The 20,589-nt window shown below is 75.5% G+C and carries 16 protein-coding genes; 10 read left to right on the top strand and 6 right to left on the bottom strand.

Annotation, left to right across the window (positions count from 1 at the left end):
- Nucleotides 1-2,069: helicase-associated domain-containing protein (locus ACYVGT_RS14610; protein WP_460858337.1), on the bottom strand; the 2,069-nt coding region annotated here is incomplete at its 3' end.
- Nucleotides 2,070-2,297: 228 nt separating this feature from the next.
- Entirely contained in the window at nt 2,298-2,627 is a 330-nt protein-coding gene (locus ACYVGT_RS14605; RefSeq protein ID WP_460858335.1) for a hypothetical protein, read from the bottom strand.
- A gap of 206 nt (nt 2,628-2,833) precedes the next feature.
- Between ACYVGT_RS14605 and ACYVGT_RS14600 the strand changes: the two genes are divergently transcribed.
- From ACYVGT_RS14600 to ACYVGT_RS14580, 5 genes are all read left to right on the top strand, one after another.
- Nucleotides 2,834-3,706 (top strand): hypothetical protein, encoded by an 873-nt coding sequence (locus tag ACYVGT_RS14600; protein ID WP_460858333.1) that lies wholly within the window; start codon nt 2,834-2,836, stop codon nt 3,704-3,706.
- A gap of 508 nt (nt 3,707-4,214) precedes the next feature.
- Nucleotides 4,215-4,598 carry a cold-shock protein gene (locus tag ACYVGT_RS14595; protein WP_460858331.1) on the top strand — a complete coding sequence of 128 codons (384 nt, stop codon included), beginning with the start codon at nt 4,215-4,217 and terminating at the stop codon, nt 4,596-4,598.
- A 124-nt stretch (nt 4,599-4,722) separates the two neighbouring features.
- On the top strand, nt 4,723-5,529 hold the full coding sequence (locus ACYVGT_RS14590; protein ID WP_460858328.1) for a DUF3027 domain-containing protein: 807 nt from the start codon (nt 4,723-4,725) through the stop codon (nt 5,527-5,529).
- 43 nt (nt 5,530-5,572) lie between these two features.
- A complete protein-coding gene (locus ACYVGT_RS14585; protein ID WP_460858327.1) occupies nt 5,573-6,235 on the top strand; it encodes an AIM24 family protein in 663 nt (220 codons plus the stop codon).
- Between the two features lie 158 nt (nt 6,236-6,393).
- Nucleotides 6,394-9,525, top strand: coding sequence for a sacsin N-terminal ATP-binding-like domain-containing protein (locus ACYVGT_RS14580; RefSeq protein WP_460858325.1), 3,132 nt, complete (start codon nt 6,394-6,396; stop codon nt 9,523-9,525).
- Nucleotides 9,526-10,427: 902 nt separating this feature from the next.
- Here the strand turns inward: ACYVGT_RS14580 and ACYVGT_RS14575 are convergent.
- Both ACYVGT_RS14575 and ACYVGT_RS14570 read right to left on the bottom strand, forming a co-directional pair.
- Nucleotides 10,428-11,915 (bottom strand): DUF7059 domain-containing protein, encoded by a 1,488-nt coding sequence (locus ACYVGT_RS14575; RefSeq protein WP_460858323.1) that lies wholly within the window; start codon nt 11,913-11,915, stop codon nt 10,428-10,430.
- Nucleotides 11,916-11,925: 10 nt separating this feature from the next.
- Entirely contained in the window at nt 11,926-12,204 is a 279-nt protein-coding gene (locus tag ACYVGT_RS14570; protein ID WP_460858321.1) for a DUF2530 domain-containing protein, read from the bottom strand.
- A gap of 246 nt (nt 12,205-12,450) precedes the next feature.
- Here ACYVGT_RS14570 and ACYVGT_RS14565 point away from each other — a divergent pair, with 246 nt between their 5' ends.
- The 4 genes from ACYVGT_RS14565 (at nt 12,451) to thpR (ending at nt 16,886) form a co-directional block, all read left to right on the top strand.
- Nucleotides 12,451-13,950: an NCS2 family permease gene (locus tag ACYVGT_RS14565; RefSeq protein ID WP_460858319.1), complete on the top strand. Its 1,500-nt coding sequence runs from the start codon at nt 12,451-12,453 to the stop codon at nt 13,948-13,950.
- 190 nt (nt 13,951-14,140) lie between these two features.
- On the top strand, nt 14,141-14,590 hold the full coding sequence (locus ACYVGT_RS14560) for a MarR family winged helix-turn-helix transcriptional regulator (RefSeq protein WP_460858317.1): 450 nt from the start codon (nt 14,141-14,143) through the stop codon (nt 14,588-14,590).
- Between the two features lie 239 nt (nt 14,591-14,829).
- Nucleotides 14,830-16,083, top strand: coding sequence for an MFS transporter (locus ACYVGT_RS14555; RefSeq protein WP_460858315.1), 1,254 nt, complete (start codon nt 14,830-14,832; stop codon nt 16,081-16,083).
- Nucleotides 16,084-16,304: 221 nt separating this feature from the next.
- On the top strand, nt 16,305-16,886 hold the full coding sequence (gene thpR / locus ACYVGT_RS14550; RefSeq protein WP_460858313.1) for an RNA 2',3'-cyclic phosphodiesterase: 582 nt from the start codon (nt 16,305-16,307) through the stop codon (nt 16,884-16,886).
- A gap of 146 nt (nt 16,887-17,032) precedes the next feature.
- Here the strand turns inward: thpR and ACYVGT_RS14545 are convergent, their stop codons facing one another.
- Entirely contained in the window at nt 17,033-17,764 is a 732-nt protein-coding gene (locus ACYVGT_RS14545) for a 3-keto-5-aminohexanoate cleavage protein (protein ID WP_460858311.1), read from the bottom strand.
- 391 nt (nt 17,765-18,155) lie between these two features.
- Between ACYVGT_RS14545 and ACYVGT_RS14540 the strand changes: the two genes are divergently transcribed.
- On the top strand, nt 18,156-19,241 hold the full coding sequence (locus tag ACYVGT_RS14540) for a hypothetical protein (protein WP_460858309.1): 1,086 nt from the start codon (nt 18,156-18,158) through the stop codon (nt 19,239-19,241).
- A gap of 226 nt (nt 19,242-19,467) precedes the next feature.
- On the opposite strand, the gene ACYVGT_RS14535 is transcribed toward ACYVGT_RS14540, so the two are convergent.
- Nucleotides 19,468-20,466 carry a glycerophosphodiester phosphodiesterase family protein gene (locus ACYVGT_RS14535; RefSeq protein WP_460858307.1) on the bottom strand — a complete coding sequence of 333 codons (999 nt, stop codon included), beginning with the start codon at nt 20,464-20,466 and terminating at the stop codon, nt 19,468-19,470.
- Between the last annotated feature and the right edge of the window lie 123 nt (nt 20,467-20,589).

Below are 20,589 nucleotides of genomic sequence, written 5' to 3'. Positions count from 1 at the left end.
GCATTCGTTGTCTTCCTAAGACCGCTTGGCCTCCGACTTCGCAGCGCCCGCACCGCCGCAGTGCGCATGCCGCGGTCGGGCGGCGGCGGTTCCGCGACGGCGCTCGCCACCGGCCGCTCCTGGGCGCGCGGCCGCTCCGGCGCGGTCAGCCGCAGCGTGCCGTCGCCCGCCTCCGGCACCGGGTGGTAGCCCAGTTCGGTGAGCCGCTCCAGCAGCGCCGGCCGGGTGCTGCGGCTGGCGACCACCGTGGGTGCGAGGCGGAGCAGGCCCAGATCGGCGGCCGCCCGGTCGCTCATCAGCTCGTCCAGTATCGCGGTGTCCTCGCTGCGCAGGTAGCCGGAGGCGGCGCCGACGCGGAGCCGCGCATGCGTGCGGGCGACGTCGTCGATCAGGTAGCGCAGCGCCTGCGGCAGCGGCGTCGCCGAGTGCCGCTCCAGGAAACCGGCGAGTTCGGCCGGGCCGCGGCCGGCATCGAGCGCGCGGCGCACGGAGGCGGGGCCGAACCGGTAGACCGTCGCGCCGCCGGTCGACTCCACATCGGCGGCCAGCGCCAGCTCCGCGGCCAGGTGCGGGACGAGCGGGCCGGGCGCCACAGCGGTCAGGTCGCCCTGGACGAGGAACTCGTCGAGCGGCTTCGGCATCTGCGCGGCGAGCACGGATTCGCCGCGGTCGCCCGCGTCGTCGGGCAGCGCGGCGGCGTAGGGGGCGAGGGCGCCGCGCGCGATCAGGCCGAGGTCGCGGGCGTCGGCCAGGGCCGCGTCGGTGAGCACCGTGTAGGCGGGGCCCTGGCGGCGCGGCCGCAGCCAGCCGAGCCGTTCGGCAGCGGCATCCGCGCTGAGCGCGGCGCCCCCGGCGGCGGCGAGCACCCCGATCAGGTCGCGCCGCACCTCCGGCGCCGACCGCCGGTCCAGTCCTTCGCCGAGCACGTTGCGGGAGCGCCCGCGCGCGTCCTGCGATCCGGCGAGCGCTGCGACGCGGGTCGAGTCCAGCCAGGCCGCGGCGAGCCGGACCCACTGCCGGGCCGGCTCCTCGGCCCGCCACACGTCGGCGGCGGGGGTCGGCAGCCAGACGCCGCCGACGTCCTCGGTGGGCGCGACCAGCCCGGCGGCGCGGGCGGTCTCCGCCGCGAGGGCGACGCCGGCCTCGCCGGTGTCCAGCCGGGCCGCCGCGCGGCGCACATCGCGGACGCCCAGACCGCCGTTGCGCAGCACGCCCGGCTGCTCGGCCTCCCACAGGTCGAGCAGGTCCGCGACGCGGCGCAGGAACGCGTACGCCTGGCCGGCGGCGGCGCGCGCCACCCGGTCGGCGTCGGGGACGTCCGCATCGCCGGGCACCGGGTCCGGCGCAACGGTGGCCGGCGTGCGGAACAGGCGGCCGCCGCGAAGCACGAGGCCGACCTCGCGCGGCAGCGTCACGGTGTCCGCGGCGGTCGGGGCCAGCAGGCCGCGGGCCAGCAGGACGTCGATCGGGGAGTCGCCGCGGGGGTCGCGCAGCGCATCGGAGACCGTGCCGTCCGGCGGCCCCCAGGCGAGCCGCTCCAGCACCGCCAGCGCGTCAGGGCCGAGCCCGTCCAGCCGCGGCGGCACCGGGGCGGTCTCCGGGTCGCCGAGGCGCGCGGTGTGCGCCGGCGGAAGGGCGGCGGCGAGATCGGCGTAGGACGGGCCGAGCCCCGCTGGGCGGGGCAGCAGGCCGCCCAGCGCGTCGATCGGCATGAGGACCGGCTCAGCGCCGTCCTCCCAGATGAGGGCTGCGCTGAGGAGGGCTTCCAGGGCGCGGCCGACGGCTTCGGCGGGCCCGCCGACCGCCGCGGCGATGCGGTCCCGGTCGGCCCCGCCGAGCGCTAGGACGGCTTCGGCGGCGGCGATCGCGGCGGTGTCCATCCGGTCCAGCGCGCGCGCCGCAGAGCCGCGCGACGCCGCCCGGGCGGCAAGCGCGGCGACGTCGGCCGGCACCGGGGCGACGAGGTCGGGCCGGACCGCGAACAGCGCGGCCAGCGCTCCGTCGTCCCGCTCGCGGAGCCACCCGGTGAAGGTCCCCGGTGCGCTGGACCCGCTCCCGTTCTCACCCATCGGCCACACGATATGCCCGCCTGCGGCCCCGCCCATAGCCCGAGGTGGGCAAATGCGGAACGGCGCGGTTCCGCGCGCGGCCGCCACCCCGCTGCGCGGCGGAGAACGGCCAGGTCCGGTGGTCGCCCGAGGTCCGGGGCGCGGGCGTGCGGGGAGAGCAGCGCAGCAGGGGTGCCGGCCGCGGCGGAGCGGCCCGGAGCCCAGGCGCGGCCGGAACGCCGCGGCTGCTCAGCCGAAGTCGACCAGGACCGAGCGGGCGCCGAGGAGCGGCGGGATCCACTGGGTTTCGTCGCGGCCGCCGCCGAGGACGGTGCCGGTGCAGTCGGGGCCGGAGAAGAACCAGTAGTCCCCGATGGGGTCGAGGTCGGTGTAGTTGACCGCGCGGGCCGCGAACGTGCGGCAGCCATCGGTGACCTGCAGCTCTTCCATGCCGATGCCGGGGCCGGCGTAGAGGGTGAGGGTCCCCGACGCGGCCGCGGCCGCCGGCGCCGGTCCGGCCAGCGGGGCCGCGGCGAGCAGGGCGGTGCCGATCAGGACGGCGGTGCGGCGAGCGCGCATGGAGTCTCCCGTGTGCGGTGGGTCGGGCGGCGCTGGGCGCGCCAGCGGTGCTCCGCCAGTTCTACCGTGCGCAGGGTCGTGGCGTGGCTACTTTCGGTCATGAAATTTGGCCCGCGCACCCGAACCGTTAACCGGGGACCTGGACATTCGTTCGCACATTCTCCTATTACGGGCGCGGTGCGGTGATCTTGCGGCACGATGGGCCCATGTCCGAGTACCCCGAGCGCGCGATTCTGGACTACGTCTCCCGAGTGGGCGAGGAGGCCTACGGGCGGATCCCCGCCCGCCGCCGCGCCGCCTTCCTCGGGGAGGTGCGCGAGCACCTGGGAGCCGCGTGTGCCGCCGCGGGCGCCAGTACCGAGGCCGAGGTCGACGCCGTGCTGGACCGGTTCGGCGCCCCCGGCGAGATCGTCGACCGCGAAGTCGGCGCCGACCCTGCCGACCCTGCGGACGGTGCGGACCAGGACGGCGGTGCGGACGCCGGCGGCCCCGGCGGCGCCCAGGGCAGCGGCCCCCGCCGGTTCCGCACCCGGGAAGCGCCGCCGTGGCGCGGCGGGCCGGAGACGGGGTGGTTCGGCCGGCGGGCCGGCGCGGCCGGCGGTATCTCGGTCGGCCCGGCCCGGACAGAACCGATCGCGGGGCCCCGCCCGCCCGCCGGCGGGGCGGTACGCGCCATCACGTCGCTGACGGCGCTGTCCGCCCACCCGGCCGAGGCGGCGGCGCTGCTCCTCTACCTGCTCGGCGCGGTGTTCGGCGGCGCGGTCTACTTCTGGCCGGTGGCTGCCGCCCTCGTCGTACTCAGCCGCATGTGGCCGCGCACCGACAAGTGGGTGCTGGTGCTGGGCCCGATCGCCGCCACCCTGATCGGCATGGCCGTGTGGCCCGGCGACGCCCCCTACGTCGACCAGGCCGTGCTCGGCGCCCTTGCCGACACCGGCATCATCGGGGCCCGCATCGCGCTGGGGGCCTGCACCGCCTACATGCTCGCCCGGTTCGGCCGCGCCGCCGACCTCCGCGCCGCCGCCACTGCCGGAGAGGCGGGCGGGGACGGCCCCGGCACCGGGGTCATGGACCGTTAAATCCTCCGGCATTTCCTTCTTGACCAGGGCATTCGCGAGAGTCTCCGGGTGTGCTGACGGGTATTCGTAGGGGTGCGCCCGGACTACAGCGGCGCACTCGGCGCCGGACTTCGGCGACGGCGCCGAATACGGATGACGCAGCCCCGGCCCCGCCGGGCCCGTCCCACAACTCCGCAACCGGCAGCGGGGGCGTGCGTCGCCGGAGAGGCCCGGAGATCCGCGTCCGGGCCTCTCATTCTGTCTCCGGTCCTGTCTCCGGCTGCTGCGCTCCGCGCCCGCTGGAGAGCCCGCGGCCCGGCTCCGCCCCGGACGCCGGCGGTGACCGGAAGTGGCCCCGCCGCCCGGGTCGGGGCAGATGCGGTGATCAGCAGCGGTTTGCGCGGTGTCCGCGCTTCCGTGGCCTTTCCGGCCTGCTGTGTCAGGATGTGGGCGGGGCGTGCACCCGTGTGCGCTCCGACCGGTGACTCGGCGCAAACCCCGGCCCTACGGCGAGAACGCGAGGTCAGACGTGCCTACCGGCAAGGTCAAGTGGTACGACGGCGACAAGGGATTCGGCTTCATCACCCGCGACGACGGCGGCGAGATCTTCGTCCACTCCACGGCGCTGCCCGAGGGCACCGCGGCGCTGCGCGCGGGCCAGCGGGTGGACTTCGGCGTCGCCGAGGGGCGCAAGGGGGCCCAAGCCCTCCAGATCACGCTGCTCGACGCGCCGCGCTCGGTGGCCAAGGCGCTGCGCAAGAAGCCGGACGAGATGGTCGTCATCGTGGAGGACCTGATCAAGCTCCTCGACGGCGTCTCCGGTACCTACCGCCGCGGCAAGCACCCCGACCAGCGGGAAGCGGCCAAGATCGCCCAGGTGCTGCGCGTCGTCGCCGACGATCTGGAGGCGTGACCCCCGGGCGGCACTGTGAGAGTGCGCACACCCCGGGTTACTTCCGGCCCTAGGGGACGTAACGGTCGTCTATCGAGTCGGTGTCGTGGTCCGGGCAGCACCCGCCATCGGCGAAAATGGATACGTGAGTCCGAGCCGTCGCACACCCGCACCTGACAAGGCCACCCTGGACGCCGTCGACACCGCCCGCGCAGCTGCGGTCGACATCGCGCGCCCCGACTGGGTCGGCGCACACCTCGGCGCGCAGATCGAGGGTGACCGGCTGGTGACACACCTGTTCGGCTGCCTCGATCCCGCCTACCCCGGGTGGCACTACGCCGTCACGGTCGTCCGCGCCGCGCGCGCCAAGACCGTCACGGTGAACGAAGCCGTGCTCCTGCCCGGAGACGACGCCCTGCTCGCCCCGGACTGGGTGCCGTGGAAGGAGCGGCTCCGCCCGGGTGATGTGGGCGCCGGCGACCTGCTGCCCACGCCCGCCGACGACCCGCGCCTGGAGCCCGGCTTCGCCCAGGTGCCCGAGGACGAGACCGAGGAGGAGGGCGCCGACCAGCAGATGGTCTGGGAGCTCGGCCTCGGCCGCCCGCGGGTGCTCTCCGAAGCGGGCCGCGAGTCCGCCGCCCAGCGCTGGTACGACGGCGACGCCGGCCCGCGCAGCCCGGTCGCCACCGCTGCGCCCGGCCGCTGCTCCTCGTGCGGCTTCCTGACGTTCATGGCCGGCGGGTTCCGCCGCATGTTCGGCGTGTGCACCAACGAGTACTCGCCGGACGACGGCCGCGTGGTCTCCTTCGACCACGGCTGCGGTGCGCACTCCGAGGCCGCCGTCGAGGCGCCGCGGACCGAGCGCCCCGGGCCGGTGGTCGACGAGCTCGGCTACGATCACCTGATCGTTGACGACACCACCGAGCTGGAGCTCGTCTCGTCCGACTCCTGAGCGCAGCTGCTGCGCCGCGGGCGGGACCGGAAAGGAGCCCCCCGTGCGCAGCAACCTCTTCTCCTCCACCGAGGACAACCCCCATCCGGGGCTGACCCTGCAGAACCGCAAGCTGCTCCGGATGAGGATGCAGAACGGCGAGTTCTTCGCCAAGCAGGGAGCCATGGTGGCCTACCAGGGCGCGATCGACTTCGCGTACCAGGGCTCGGGCGTGAAGCGCTTCCTCAAGCAGGCGGTGTCCGGGGAGGACCTCTCCCTCATGTCGGTCACCGGATCCGGCGACGTCTACCTGGCGCGCGACGCCTGGGACATCCACCTGATCGACCTCGAGGGCGACGCGGTCAGCGTCAACGCCGAGAACGTGCTCGCCTTCGACGGCCGGCTGGACTGGGACGTCTCCCGCGTCTCCGGCGGCTCGATCGCGGCCGGCGGCCTGTTCAACACCGTGTTCAGCGGGCACGGCCGCCTCGCCATCGCCTGCCACGGCGAGCCGGTCCTGCTGAACGTCAACGCCCCGACCTTCGCGGACACCAAGTCGGTGGTGGCGTGGTCGGCGTCGCTGCACACCGGTATCCGCTCGACGGTGAAGGCGGGTGCGCTGATCGGCCGGGGGAGCGGTGAGGCGTTCCAGGTGTCTTTCGAGGGGCAGGGCTTCGTGATCGTGCAGGCGTCCGAGGGCGAGAAGCTTCCGGTCCAGCAGAGCTGATCTGCGCCGATCCCGCCACACTCGGGCGCACCTCCCGTACCCCGCGCACCCGGCTCGCGTACCGTGGTGCAGCCCGCAGTGCCGCCCGCCGCGCCTTCCGCGCGGTGCGGCGGTCGGCGGTGCGCACCAGCACGGAAGCTCCGGACCGGGAGGACCCCATGGACGCCGACCCCTTCGGTACGGCCGACCTGCGGCGGCGGGTGCTCGACGGCTGGGCGGCGTCGGCCGCGCGCTTCCGCGAGGACGCCAACGCCGAGCAGGACCTGGCGCTCGGCGGCTACCGGGACCGCGCCGTCGTGGAGCTGGCCCAGAACGCCGCCGACGCCGCCCAGCGCGCCGGCGTGCCGGGGCGGCTGCTGCTCCGGCTGTCCGGCGGGGTGCTCACCGCCGCCAACACCGGTGCGCCGCTCACCGGCGAGGGCGTGGAGTCGATGTCGACCCTGCGCGCCTCCGCCAAGCGCGGCCCGGACGGCTCCGGCGAGCCGGTCGGCCGGTTCGGTGTCGGCTTCGCCGCGGTCGCCGCGCTGGCCGACGAGGTCGCTGCAGCGACCTCCGGCGGCGCGGTGCGGTGGAGCCGGGAGGCGGCCCGCGCCGCGGTGGCCGCCCGCGGCACCGCCGGCCTCGACGCCGAACTGGAGCGGCGCGGCGGCGACGTGCCGCTGCTGCGGCTCCCCTTCCCCGCCGATGCCGGCCCGGCCGGAGAGGGCAGCGGCGAAGGGGGGCTGTTCCCCGCGGCCGTGCCCGGCGGCTACGACACCGCGGTCGTGCTGCGGCTGCGCGACGGCGCCGCGGTGGCCGCCGTGGAGCACCTGCTCGCGGCCACCGGGCCGGCCCTGCTGCTGGCGCTCCCGGCGCTCGCCGAGGTCCGCATCGAAGCCGGCGGCACCGAGCGGGTACTGACCCGCGCCGAGCCGGAGGCCGACGGCACCACCGACTCCGACGACGTGCTGCTCGGCGAGGAGTCCGGCGGCCGGCGGCGGCTCACCCGCTGGCACACCCTCACCCGCAGCGGCCGGTTCGACCCGGCCGACCTCGCCGACCGGCCCAGCGAGGAGCGCGGCCGGTTGGACTGGACCCTGACCTGGGCCGTCGCGCTCGGTGCCGACGGCCGGCCGGGCCTGCCCGACGGAGTGCCCGCGGTCCTGCACGCCCCCACGCCCAGCGACACCGGCCTGGACCTGCCCGCGCTGCTCATCGCCGGCTTCCCGCTGTCGGTGGACCGCCGGCACGTCGCCGACGGGCCGGCCACCGACCGGCTGCTCGCCGAGGCCGCCGACGCCTACGCCGAGCTGCTCACCCGCCTCGGCCCGGCCCCGGCGCTCGACCTGGTGCCCGGCGCCTCGCTCGGCGGCAGCGCCTTCGACGCCCGCTTCCGCGCCGCGGCGGCCGAACCGATCCGCGACGCGCCCTTCCTGGCGGCCGCCGACGGCGCGCCGCTGCGCCCGCGCGACGCGGTCCTCGCCGAGGGCGGCGCGCCGATCGCCCAGGTCCTCGCCGGTACCGTGCCCGGTCTGCTGGACGGCGCGGTCGACGCCGCCCACCCCGCGCTCGCGGTGCTCCGCATCCCCCGCATCGGGCCGGCCGAACTCGCCGACCTCCTCGCCGAACTCGACCGCCCGCCGCGGTGGTGGGCGCAGGTCTACCGCGCGCTGCGCGCCGCAGCCCTGGACATCGGCGAACTCGGCGCGCTGCCGGTGCCGCTGGCCGACGGCCGGACCGTGCGCGGGCCGCGCTCGCTCCTCATCCTGGACACCGACGCGCCCCCGGCGCCGCCGCAGGCGCTGGCGCCGCTGGGGCTGCGGGTGGTCCACCCGGACGCGACCGACCCGATCCTGCTGCGGCTCGGCGCGGTCGAGGCCGATGCGGCCGCCGTCCTCGCCGACCCGAACACGCGGGCCGCCGTCGAGGGCTCGATCGACGCCGACCACCCGGACGCGGTCGCCGGACCGGTACTCCGGCTCGCCGCGGCGGCGGGCGCCTCCACCGAGTCCGCGCCGTACCTGGCTGAGCTCGCGCTGCGCGACACCGAGGGCGACTACGCGGTCGCCGCCGAGCTGCTGCTGCCGGACAGCCCGCTGCGCGAGGTGCTCGCCGACGACGCTCCGCTCGGTGTCATCGCCGGCGACCTGGTGGACGCCTACGGCCGGGATGTGCTCGCCGCGGTGGGCGTGCTCGACGGCTTCGCGGTGCTGCGGGCCGGCGAGACGGCGCTCACCGGGGATCTCGCCGACGCCTTCGACGCCGGGGGAGCCGGTGTCGACGTCGACGGCATCGACGAATGGGCGGAGGAGTCCGCCGACCGCGCCGGGGACGGGGAGCTGCCCCCGACGGCCGCCGAGCTGACCGCCCTCGCCGACCTCGACTACGTGCGGTCCGACCGCTGGGACCGCGCGCTGGAGCTGATCGCCGCCGACCCCGCGGCGCGCGCCGCCGTCGTCGAGCCGGCCCGGCTGGTCCTGGACGACGGCACCGGCATCGACGTGCCGTCCTACAGCGCCTGGTGGCTGCGGACCGGCGCACTGCTCGGCGGCCAGGCGCCCGCGACGCTGCGCACCGCCGGCGCCGACCCGGTCCTGCAGGGCCTGTTCGAGGCCGCGCCGGAAGGGCTGGACCCGGTACTGGCGCGCGCCATCGGGGTGCGGTCCAGCCTCGCCGACGTGCTGGCCGACCCGGACGGGGCGGACGACCTCCTCGACCGGCTCGCCGACCCCGAGTGCCACCTCGACCACCGGTCCCTGCACGCGGTGTGGACGGCGCTCGCCGACGCCGCCGGAACCACCGCCGACGCCGACCCGCCCGAGCGGGTGCGCGCACTGCAGGGCGGCACGATCGTCGTGGCCGACGCCGGGGACGCGGTCGTCGTCGACGCGCCCGACCTGCTGCCGCTGGTGCGGGACCGCCCGGTCCTGCTGCCCCCGGCCGGCCGCGCGGCGGCGCTGGCCGACGTGCTGGACGTGGCGCTGGCCAGCGAAGAGGTCGAGGGCGCCGTCCGCGGAGCCGGCGAGATCCGCGCCGTGCCGGAGACGGTGCGCTACTTCATCGATACCGGCGTCCTCACCTACCTGCACCACGACCGGCTGGTGGTGGACGGCACCGAGGTCGAATGGCGCGCCGACGGCGCCGTCCTGCACGCCGCCACCCCGGCCGGCCTGGCCCGCGCCCTGTGCTGGGAGGCCGGCGAGTGGCCCCGCCGCCACCTCGTCGCCGCCGTCCTCGACAACCCGGACGACGCCGCCCTGCTCCTCGCAGAGGCCGACCTTGAGGACACGTCCCTCGATACGGCGCGCTAGCGCGGCCGCCCGTCCCCAGCCTGTGGACAGGACTCCTCTGCCCGCCACGGGGAGCCCGCCGCGGGCCGGGCCCGCCCGCCCGGGGCGGGCGGGGCCCAACCCCGCGAGGCCGCTGCTGCCCCGGCCCGCTGGGCCCGGCTTCGCGTGCGCGGGGTCGGAGAGGCTCCGGACCCCACCGCGAGTCGCGGGGACCACCCGCACGCGGCGGGGCCTTCAACCTGGTCCCTGAACATGATGGCCCGGGTGCGCCGGGTTTCGGCGGACAGAGAACGGTCGGGTGTGCAGCACGGGCGGGCGCTCGCTCGCGCACGCGGCTGCCCCTCTCCGGAGGCGCGGGGTCGGAACGTGCCGGTGAGGGCGGTATCGACGACGCGCGGCGGACGGCGAAAGGCGACCTGCCACCCGGGCCGCGCACCCGTCCCCGGGTGCGGGCGCACCGCTGGGGGCTCGGGCGCAGTGTCCAGGGCGCAGCGCTGGATCCATCCCCGCGCGCGGAGCATCCCATCCCGACGATCACGGGTGTGGAGGGGCCACCCGGCACACGCGCAGGGCGCAATCACGTTCCCCAGGGGCGAACGGGCGGTGTCCGGGCCCAAGCCCCGGGTGCGGGCGGGCGGAGTCCGGGTCCGCTCCGGTCCGTGCGGGTGCAGGGCCGCGCCGGCCCGCCGGCTCCGTTGCCAGCTGACCTGCGCGGGGAGCACGCCGATCCCTCTGCGGAGGATGAGCAGCTACGCAGGGACCATCCCTGCGTGCCCGGGGAGCACCCTTCGCGACCTGCCTGCCTTATGCTGGAAGGCAGACGATCCCGCATCGTGCCCGGGGGGAACCGCCCGCCTCGCAGCGGGACCGGCGGCCGGCGCAGCATCGCCGGATCCGGGTGCCGCGGGCACCGGCCGCGCCGCCTACCGGGCCACTCGGAAGAAGCCCTCGGCGATCAGGGAGCGGAGGACGTCCGGGGCCTCGGCGCGGACGCGCGCCGGGTCCTGCTCGGTGAGTTGCGCGATGGCGTCCAGGAGCGGGCCGACCGGCATGGTGCCGTCGCAGACGCCGGCGAGGGCGGCCTCGACGGTGCCGACCTGGGCGGCGCGGCGGAGGCCGTTCTGCTGGCGCAGCACGATCCGCTGCGGGTCGGGCGCGCCCGGCACGCCGATCCGCTCTTCCACCACGCCCGGAGCCAGGGCGACGTGCGCCGACAGCAGCGCGGCGTCGGTCAGGCGGTGCGCGCTCATGGCGCCGTCCACCACGTCCGGCAGGTAGGCGCCCACCGGCTGGTCGATCTCGTGGCGCAGCTCCTCCACGCGGACCGCGGCGTCCTGCGCGCCGTCGTTGCGCAGGCAGATCCAGCCGAAGCCGATACCGGAGACGCCCTCCCGCTCGAAGTAGTCGAGCCAGGCGTCGTAGCGGCGGGTGTACTCGGGGCTGCCCTGCTCGCAGGAGTCGCGCAGCCACAGCTCCACGTACTCGGCCGGGTCCTGCACGTCGCGCTGCACAACCCAGCCCGACGACCCGGTGCCGGCGACCCAGCCGCCGACCCGGTCGCGCCAGTCCTCGCCGTCGACGTGCAGCCAGTTGCCGAGCAGCTGGCACCAGCCGCCGTCGGTCAGCTGCTCCGGCGCGCGCCGGACCAGCTCCGCCACCACCGCGTCACCCGGCAGGTCGGACTCGCGGTAGGTGTAGCGCGCCGAGTCCGGGGTGATGACGAACGGTGGGTTGGACACGATGAGGTCGAACCGCTCGCCGGCCACCGGCGCGTACAGCGACCCCTCGCGCATCTCCACGTCGGAGACTCCGGAGAGGGCGCAGCTGATCGCGGCCAGGTGCAGCGCGCGCGGGTTGACGTCGGTCGCGGTGATCGACCGTGCCCGGGAGGCGAGGTGGAGGGCCTGTACGCCGCAGCCGGTGCCGAGGTCCAGGGCGCGGTCCACCGGGCCGTCGACGATGAGCGAGGCCAGCGTCGACGACGCGCCGCCCGCGCCCACCACGTGGTCCGGCCGCACGGTTCCGGCGCCGGGGCGCACGGTCGGGTCGCTGACCACGTAGCCGGGAGCGCCCTCGGCCATCTCCCACGGGGACAGGTGCACGCGCGCGTGCACCCCGCGCTGGTCGACGGCGAGCAGGCCCTCGGCGGCGAGCTCGTCGACCGGCAGCAGGGCGCGGGCCGCCTTCTCCTCGATCGGCTCCTGCAGCCACCACAGGCGCAGCAGCTGGCCCAGCCCTTCTTCGCCGCCGGTGGCGCGCAGCGCTGGCACGAGCTGCTCGCGGGCGAGCGCGCGGGCGGCGGTGTTGCCGAGGCGGTCGCGGACACCGGAGACGGTGTAGTCGGCGTCGATCAGGGTGCGGCGGAGCCGTTCAGCCAGGCGGTGCGGGAACGGGCGGAGCGAATCGGACACGGGCCTATTATCACGCGCCAGAGGGGTCTTCCGCCCGCTCCGCGCCCGCGTGCTCGGCGTCGCGCGCCGCTTCGGCGGCCTCCCGCTTGCCCAGCAGGTACGGGATATAGGCGTAGGCGAACACGCCGAGCGCGATGCCGACGGCGCACACCCAGATCCACCAGCGGTCCGCGGTGCCCTGGACCAGCAGGACGACGAGCGCAGCGGTCCACCCGGCGGTCCCCAGCGCAGTGGGGATCCGGTAGTCGAATTCCAGGACCTCGGGGTCCGGCCGTCTCGCTGCACGCACCCCTTCAGCCTACGCGACCGGCCTTTCGGGCCGAGCGGGCCGCAGGCGGGCCGCACCGGGAGCGGCCGCCGCGCGGCGGGACGGCGCCCGGGGTGGTGTCGGGCACACCGCACCGGCGAAAGTGCCGGAACCACCGCGCATTTGGAGGATCATCCAAGCGATGAGGCGTCTACTCTGTCCGTTTTCGTCGATTTCTCCCCCTAGTGTGTTCGCGTACGTCAAACTGCGCACCACAAGGTCGGGCGAGTGAACGCATCACCTGAATCCACCACCAGCGCCGACGCGCCGCCCAAGCACGGCGGCCTCCTCGGGCGGCTGGACCGCTACTTCCACGTGACGGCCCGCGGGTCCGACTTCGCCCGCGAGCTCCGCGGCGGTGTCGTGACGTTCTTCGCGATGGCCTACATCATCGTGCTGAACCCGCTGATCATCGGTACCGCTCCGGACGTGAACGGCGATGAGCTCGGCATCGCCCGTGTCGCCGCCACCACCGCGCTGGTCGGCGGTGTCATCTCGATCCTGATGGGCGTGGTGAGCCGGTACCCCTTCGCCGTCGCCGCCGGTATGGGGATCAACGTGATCGTGGCCTACACGCTCGCCCCCCAGATGACCTGGGCCGACGCGATGGGCCTGGTGGTGCTCGAGGGCATCGTGCTGCTGGTGCTGGTCCTCACCGGCTTCCGCAACGCGGTCTTCCGCGCGGTGCCGGCCGGCCTGAAGAGCGCGATCGCCGTCGGCGTCGGCCTCTTCCTGACCTTCGTCGGTTTCGTCAACGCCGGCTTCATCCGGCGGATCCCGGACGCCGCCGACACCACCGTGCCGGTACAGCTCGGCGACGGCCACCTCAACGGCTGGCCGATCCTCGTCTTCGTGCTGGGCCTGGCCGTCACCATCGGCCTCATGGTGCGCGGCGCCAAGGGCGCCATGCTCATCGGCCTCATCATCGCCACCATCGTCGGCATCATCGTCGAGGCCGTCGCGAAGGTCGGCCCGATGGTCGGCGACGACGGCACCGTCAACCCCACCGGCTGGGCGCTCACCGTCCCCTCGGTGCCGACCTCGGTGGGCGACATCGTCGCCGCGCCCGACTTCAGCCTCGTCGGCCAGTTCAACCTGTTCGGCAGCTTCGCCAACGTCGGCGTGATCTTCGTGATCCTGCTGATCTTCACCCTGCTGCTGGCCGACTTCTTCGACACCATGGGCACCATGGTCGGCGTGGCCGAGCAGGGCAAGATGCTCGACTCCGAGGGCAACCTGGAGAACACCCGCGAGGTCCTCGTCGTCGACGCGGTCGGCACCATGGCCGGCGGCGGCGCCTCCGCCTCGGTGAACACCGTGTTCGCCGAGTCCTCCGCGGGCGTGGCCGAGGGGGCCCGGACCGGCATCGCCCCGGTGGTCACCGGCCTGCTGTTCCTCGTTGCGACGCTCTTCTCGCCGCTGGTGGCGCTGGTGCCGTTCGAGGCCGCCACCCCGGTGCTGATCATCGTCGGCTTCATGATGATGACCCAGGTGACCAAGATCCCCTTCACCGACTACGCGATCGGGATCCCCGCCTTCATCACCATCGCGACCATGCCGTTCACCTACTCGATCGCCGACGGCATCGGCTTCGGGTTCATCAGCTACGTCTTCATCAAGCTGGTGCAGGGCCGCCCCCGGCAGATCCACCCGCTGATGGCGCTCGTGGCGGCCGCCTTCGTCGTCTACTTCGCGCTCGGCCCGATCCAGTCGGCCCTGGGGCTGTAACCCCGCGCGCGGAACACGATTCGCTGCCCGCTCAGGGATAGAGTGCCCTGTCCGCCCCGTTGGGGAGGGCAGGGCACTCTGCCGTTCCCGCGGTGCTGCCCCGCGGGGCGCCGCTCCGGTGCCGCGCTCCGCGCGTCCGGGGAATGTCTCAGGCCCCCATTTCTGTTAGCAAGAGTAATGAGTCGTGCTAATGAAGAATCCCGATCTTTCCCCGCAGACCCGAACCGACGCCGGACTGGCAGCGGTGCTGCGCGTCGTGGTGGGGCGGCTCGCCCGCCGGCTGAGGGCGCAGCGCCCGGACGCGTCGCTCTCCCTCGGACAGGGAGCCGTCCTGTTCGCGCTCGCGCGCCGCGGCCAGATGACCCCCCGGGCCCTGGCCGACCACGAGAAAGTCCAGCCGCCGTCGATGACCAGGATCATCAGCGCCCTGGAAGAGCGCGGTCTGGTGACCCGCAGCCCGGATCCCCAGGACGGGCGCCAGCAGCTGGTCGACCTGACGCCGGAGGGGCATCAGCTGGTGCAGGAGGACCAGCACCGCAGGGAGGCGTGGCTGGCGCGCGGCCTGGCGGAGCTGAGCCCGAAGGAGAAGGCGGTGCTGCGCCAGGCGGCGGAGATCCTGGACCGGCTGAGCCAGTCTTAGGCAGCCGCGCCGGCGGGCGCGCTGCCGATTCCGGAGCCGGCCCCGCCGCGGGCGCCCCCGCGGACAGCGGCCCGGCCGGTGGCGCTGCGGACCTTCCGCCGCCCGCGCCGTCTCCCTCCGCGCCGGACGCTGCGCCGGGTGCTCCCCCCGAGGCGGCGCCCGAGGCCGCGGTCCCGGAGCCCGCTGCCCCCGAGGCGGCGGAGAACACCTCCGGCCGGTCGGGCGTCCGGCTGCCCGCGATGTTCCGCTCCCTCGCGGTGCGCAACTACCGCCTCTTCGCGCTCGGCCAGGTCGTCTCCAACACCGGCACCTGGATGCAGCGCGTCGCCCAGGACTGGCTGGTGCTCCAGCTCAGCGGCGGCAGCGGCATCGCGCTGGGCATCACCACCGCGCTGCAGTTCCTGCCGATGCTGGTCCTGGGCCTGTGGGGCGGCACCATCGTCGACCGGGCCAACAAGCGCCGGCTGCTCATCACCACCCAGGCGATCATGGGCGCCCTCGCGCTCGGCCTGGGCATCCTCGCCACCGCCGGCCACGCCCAGGTGTGGCACGTCTACCTGTTCGCCGTCGGCCTCGGCCTGGTCACTGTGCTCGACAACCCGGCGCGGCAGACCTTCGTCGTCGAGATGGTGGGCCGCCGCGACCTGCCCAACGCCATCGCCCTGAACAGCGCCAGCTTCCAGCTCGGCCGCGTGCTCGGCCCCGCCGTCGCCGGTCTGCTCATCGCCGCCATCGGCAGCGGGCCGGTCTTCCTGATCAACTCCGCGTCCTTCCTCGCCGTGCTGGGCGGCCTCTGGCTGATGCGCCCCCGGGAGCTCCAGGTCACCGAGCCGGCGCCGCGCGCGAAGGGCCAGACCCGGGAGGGCCTGCGCTACATCGCCGGGCGCCGCGACCTCGTCCTGCTCCTCGTCATGACCGCGTTCCTGCAGATGTTCGGGTCGAACGTGCAGAACCAGATCGCGCTCATGACCAACAACGTCTTCACCGCCGGCGCCGCAGCCTTCGGCGTGGCCGCGGCCGCGCTCGCGATCGGCGCCCTGGCCGGCGCGCTGATGTCCGCCCGCCGCGAGCGGCCGCGGCTGCGCACCGTCCTGATCGGCGCCCTGGTGTTCGGTGCTGCCGAGACCGCCTCCGCGTTCGCGCCCGGCTACCTCTCCTTCACCCTGGTCCTGATCCCGATGGGCGTCGCGTTCCTGACGTTCACCGCAACCCAGAACGCCTTCTTCCAGACCAGCGTCGAACCGCAGCTCCGCGGCCGGGTGATGAGCATGTACATGCTGGTGTTCCTCGGCATGGCGCCGATCGGCGCGCCCATCGTCGGCGTCCTCGCCGACGCCTTCGGGCCGCGGGTCAGCCTCGCCACCGGCGGCATCGTGACGCTGGTCGTGACCACGGTGATCGCCGTCCTGCTCGCCCGGCTGAGCGGGGTCCGCCTCGCCCGGTCGCCCCGGTGGCCGTGGCTCTCGGTGGAGCGGGGGCCGATCGGCCCGTGACGAGCGGGCGGGCCCGCCCGCCCCGGCAGCCGGAGCCGCGGGCGACCGCGGGCCGCGCTGGTGCTGATGGGGTTCCCCGGCCCGTCGGGGACTCATGTCCCTTTCCCCGCGCCCGGGGGTGCTGGTAGGCGTAGGGCGTGCCTCTGCGCATTCGGCCGAGACCGACGGCCGCAGTCCGCCATGATGCACACGACGGGCCCGAGGGAACCGAGGAGGTGGCCGTGCGCCTGTTCGTCGCGGTGGACCCGCCGGAAGAGGCACTCGACGCGGTCGACGGCGCGCTCGCCGCGGCCCCCGGTCCCGCGCTGCCGCTGCGCTGGACCGCCCGTGCCGACCGGCACATCACGCTCTGCTTCCTCGGCGACGTCCCCGACCGCCGGTACCAGGGCCTGTGCACCGCCCTCTCCGCCGAAGCCCGCCGCCACGCCGCGTTCCGGATCGCGCTGCGCGGCGTCGGCACCTTCCCGGGCGACGATCGGGCCGCACGCGTCCTGTGGGCCGGGGCGGAAGGCGGCACCTCCGCGCTCGGGCGCCTGGCCGCCGCGCTCGCCAAGACCGCCCGCCGCTGCGGCCAGCCCGCCGACCGGCGCGCCTTCGTGCCGCATCTCACCCTCGCGCGCAGCGCGGAGCCGGCCGACCTCGCCGATCTCCGCACCGCCCTCGCCGCCCTCGCCAGTCCCTTCTGGAACGTGGGCGCCGTGCACCTTGCGGAGTCCGTGCCCGGCGCCGCCGACGGCGCCCGCTACCGCACCCTGCGCACGTGGGAGCTGGCGCAGGGCGCCGACAACCCCGCGCTAGGCTGAGGGTGCCCCTCCGCACCCAGCACACCCTGGCGCTCCGGCGCATCCCCTCCCCGCGCGACGAGGTCGGTCCATGAGCATGCTCACCAACAACCGCAAGCAGCGCTGGCTGCTGCCCACCGTGCTCACGGTGATCATGCTGATCGTCGTCATCGGGGCGCTGCTGCGCTGACCCGCTGCACCGCCTCGGCCACCAGCGCCGCGTTCCCCTCCGCCTCCCGGCCGTCCGGACCCGCGAGGGTGTCCTCCAGCCCGATGCGGATGTCGCGGCCGGTGGCGATCGCCGCGTCCAGCAGCGGCCACGCCGCCGCGCCGGTGCCGTGCAGGGTCCGCGGCCCCGGAACACCCGCCCGGTCCAGCACCGCGTCGATCGCGTCCGCGGTCTGCAGCGCCTCCTCGGGATCCTCCTGGGCCGGCTCCACCAGGATCCGGGCCACCGCGCCCGCCAGCTCCGTCGCCACCAGCAGCCGCGCCGCCTCGACGGTCGCCAGGCCCGCCTCCACCGCCACGCGACGGTCCAGCAGCAGCCGCGCGACCTCCACCGCGCCGGCCTCGTGCAGGTGCACCACCGCCGCGTCCGGCATGGCACCCCAGCGCTGCACCAGGTCGTAGCGGCGCCACGGGTCCGGTTCCGCCGTCAGCGCGGTCGTGACGCTCAGCGGCACTCCGCCCGCCGCTCGGCGGACCTGCGCCAGCAGCGGGGAGAGCACCTGCGGCCCGAGCTCCTGAGCGCCCCGCGCATCGCGCGGATGCAGGTGCAGGGCGTGTGCACCCGCGCCGACCGCGGCGGCGGCGTCGGCCGCGACCTGGTCGGCGGTGACGGGCAGGGCGGGGTGGTCGCCGGGGCGGCGGTCCCCGTTCAGGCAGGCGGTGATCCTCATTGCTCCATCCCTTCATCGCGGCGGCGGAGGGTGCGGTCCCGGCGCCGCGGGCGCGGCCGCCGGAGGAGCCCCGCACCGCCCGGCGGCTCCCTCCGCCGGGCCGGCCGCGCGGCCGGTGCACCGCCCGCCGCGGGGGCGGCGGCTCGCGGGCATGTTCGGCGGCACGCCCTGGGGTGCGCTCGGCGGGTCGCCGTCCCCTGCACGGCGTCCCGGCACTCTCCTCGCCGCGGCCTGCTCAGCCGGTGGCGAGGGGACCGGCGGGCCCACCGGGTCCCCGCCGTCCGGTGCCGGACCACCGCTTGCCGCGGAGACCGCCCGCCGAACACGCCCTTGCCTGAACATGCCCCGCCTCCGGGCCGGAATCACCCCCGGCGCGGGCGGGGATGGCAGGATGACCGGTATGGTCCGCCGCCGCGCTGCAGCGCTTCTCCTTGCCACGGTCCTGGCCTGCACGCCGGCCGCGGGGGCAGCGGCCGACAGCTCCGGCGGGGGCGGCTCCGGCGGGTCGGGGGGTCTGCGGGGCGGGGGGAACGTGCCGGAGGGCGCGGAGCTCGCGTTCCGCATCGACGACGAGCGCGTCACCGAGTCCAGCGGCCTCGCCGCCTCAGCCCGGCACGACGGCGTGTACTGGACCCACAACGACAGCGGCGACTATCCGGCCGAGGTGTACGCCGTCGACTCCAGCGGCGCGGTCGCCGCCGCAGTGGGCCTCACCGGCGACGGGGTCGAGCTGCGCGACTGGGAGGCGATCGCGGTCGCCGAGGACGCGGACGGCAGGGCGGAGGTCTTCGTCGGCGACATCGGCGACAACCACGACGGCGGCTGGCCCTCGGTCCGCGTCTACCGCTTCGCCGAGCCGGAGACGCTCGCCGACACGTCGGTGGAGGCCGAGGCGTTCACGCTCGTCTACGCCGACGGCGCGCGCAACGCCGAGTCCCTGATGGTCGACCCGCGCGACGGGCGTCTCTACGTGGTCAGCAAGGAGTTCGGCGGGAGCCTGTACGCGGCGCCCGAAGAGCTCGACCCGGACGGGGAGAACGTCCTGGAGCGGATCGGCCCGGCCCCCGCCTTCGCCACCGACGCGACCTTCGCACCGGACGGCTCGGCCTACGCCATCCGCACCTACTGGGGCGCCACCGTCTACGAGGCCGCCGACGGCGTGCCCGGCCCGTCCCGCACCAAGCTCGGCCTCCCGGAGACCGAGCAGGGCGAGTCGCTCGCCTTCACCCCCGACGGCACCGCCCTCATGGCCGGCAGTGAAGGGGCCCAGAGCCCGGTCTACAGCGTTCCGGTACCCGATCCGGACTCCGGCTCCGCGGCCGACGCCGCAGATCCCGCCGAAGCCGCCCCCGCCGACGGCTCCGCTCCGGACCCCGACGGCGCCTCCGGCTCCGGCGGCCGCGGCCTCCTGCTCGGCGGGGCAGCGGTCGCAGCCCTCGTCATCGGCGCCATCGTGTTCCTCGCCCGCAAGGCGTGAGGCGGGGCGGCACCCCGCCCGGGAACCAACGGCGGGTGGCTGCCCCAGCCGAACGCAACGGCAGGCAACGGCAGGCAACGGCAGGCAACGGCAGGCAACGGCGGGTTGCGGGGGGTGCGGGGGGTCGTCTCCCCGCCCGGCGGTACTGGTGCGGGGGGTCGTCACCCCGCCCGGCGGTACTGGTGCGGGGGGTCGTCTCCCCGCCCGGCGGCACGGAACCGCACCGTCAGCCCTCGGCTTCGAAGACCTCGCGGGCGAGGTAGGCGTGCCGCGAGTGGTCGGTGAAGACGCCGTCGACGCCGGCCGCGAAGAAGGCGTCGTACTCGGTGGCGAAGGACCCGAAGGCGCTCGGGCCGCCGCCGGAGCGCAGGTCCGCGGGGAGGAAGCGGTTCTCGCTGCGGAAGGTGAACGGGTGCACCAGCAGGCCTGCCTCGTGCGCCGCGTCCACCAGGCCGGTCGGCTCGGCGGACAGCGCGCCGTCGGCGTCGCGCGCGATCACGAGCTCCTTCGCCGGACCGATCGCCGCCGCGTACTCCGCGACCGCCGCCATCCCCTCCTCGGTCAGCACCGGCGCCCACTCCGGGCCCGACCCGATCAGCTGGACCGCCGGCAGCTCCAGCTCCGCCAGCGCCTGCAGGCTGTCCGCCTCGAACGACTGCAGGAAGACCGGCAGCTCCGGCTCCGGGCCGGCCAGGCCCGCCGCGTTCAGCTCCTTGATGAGCAGCGGCTCCAGCGCCAGCCCCTGGGAGGAGTGGTAGGCCGGGTGCTTGGTCTCCGGGTAGATGCCGACCGGCCGGCCCAGCTCCGCGGTGAGCTCCCGGGCCAGGGCGATGATCTCCGCCAGGGTCGGGATCTCCTCCTCGCCGTCCCGCTCGGCGTTGTCCGGGCGGATTTCGGGCAGGCGCTCCACGGCACGCAGCGTCTTCAGCTCTGCCAGCGTGAAGTCCTGCGCGAACCAGCCGGTGTGCTCGGTGCCGTCGATGGTGCGCGTGGTGCGCCGTTCGGCGAACTCCGGCCGGGCGGCGACGTCGGTGGTGGCGCCGATCTCGGCGTCGTGCCGCGCCACCAGCGCGCCGTCGGCGGTGGCGACCAGGTCGATCTCGATGAAGTCGCCGCCGTACCGCGCCCCGAGGCGGTAGGCCGCGGCCGTGTGCTCCGGGCGGTGCCCGGAGGCCCCGCGGTGGGAGATGACGGCGATCGAGTGCTGCCCCTTGTTCCTGCGCACGCTGTGCTCCGCCCGGTTCGGCTCGGTGGGATCCGCGCGCCGGAAACCGCCTCGGCGAGGGGGCGGACGCGCAGGTGGCCGGCGCCCGATCGGGCGCCGGCCACCTGTCTATCCGCTCGCGGG

Source organism: Nocardiopsis coralliicola, assembly GCF_054779695.1.
This window is presented reverse-complemented; position numbering and strand designations above follow the sequence as displayed.